Annotated in this window: 1 pseudogene; it reads right to left on the reverse strand. The window is 31.3% G+C overall.

The features are described 5' to 3' along the window. Positions 1–1024 precede the first annotated feature (1024 nt). Positions 1025–1278 (reverse strand): annotated as a pseudogene (locus PVV68_RS10390) (hypothetical protein); the annotation flags it as partial.

The following is a 1278-nucleotide window of genomic DNA, read 5'->3' on the forward strand; positions in this document are numbered from 1 at the left end:
AAATGATAGGCAGTCATTATACAAACATATCATCACAACAGTTATGAAATTCAAAACGTTATGTCTTATGATGCGAAAATCTTTTAATGAATATGGTGTATAGTGAGTTTTAAATGATGGAACTCTCTTCGCTTCCACAAAAAAATGGAGGCGAATAATGCCGTAGAAGTAGAATACTATATACCTTAGACATGGTAATAAAAAACGTTTTAAAGACTATAGTTTAAAAATACGAAACCAAATGGGGTCAATCCAAATTTGGAGGCACCTATTGAAACAAAGACAAGCAAGCAAAATTCAAAACCATTATAATGTCATAAGACATAAAATTTTTCTAAATTTTGAGTCAAAAGTTACCCTGTTTAAAGAATCTCTATTTTAAAGATAACCAGCTCAAATTTGAGCCGGCTAATTTTTAAAGAAATTAGGTTTTAATGAAAAGTAAAAATACGCTTATGGATAACCTTTTTAAATGAACGTTTAAACGTTTGAAACTGATGTTTTATAACAGCTATAAACTTAGTTATCATTTGCTCTTAAGAACGTTTCATTTACGAAAAACAAAGATCTAGATTTTACAGCAGAGCAAATAGAGCAAATCTTGAAACCCTTAAATTCTATAAAAACGTTTGTTTATTTGTCTTATGAAAGGCTGCTTTAAAAACCAACGCGCATAAATATAAAAACGGGTTTTGTTATAGACATTTCACTTAATACACATTTGCTTTTGATTGGTTTGATAAAGCTATAAAGCGTTTATATTTTCTCTCATTCAAATGAATGCTATCAAGATGATACCCAATTATTTATGATCCTTTTGATAAGTTTTCATAAAAACAATAGAACGCTTGCAATATGATACGTTTTGTATATATGCATTTATCACTCCATTGTAGGTGATTATTAAATTATTAGAAACGTTATAAGAAAGCCGCGTCATATTACTTGATACGGCTTTCTTTTTGAATTCTCTCTTTTATGATGCGTTTATAGCTCTCAAAAAAGACGTCCCCCACGCCGCTCTTTATTCTGTTTTATCAACAATCTTTACGATATGATCATTTTCATAAACTTCGCAATTTTTTGGTACCAACTTTACTTTGCTTTGCTTGTTTAATTTGGCATTGCCATAGACCTTACCCCACACCTTAGTATAATCAGTTACCTTAGCATTGCCATACACAGAGCCATAGACCTCAGAAGAGCCACCAACACTAGCATTGCCATAGACCTTGCCATAAATTTTGGCACGCCCATTAACAACCGCATAATTATAAA

The sequence above is a fragment of the Bartonella sp. ML69XJBT genome (genome assembly GCF_028618515.1).
Classification (GTDB): Bacteria; Pseudomonadota; Alphaproteobacteria; order Rhizobiales; family Rhizobiaceae; genus Bartonella.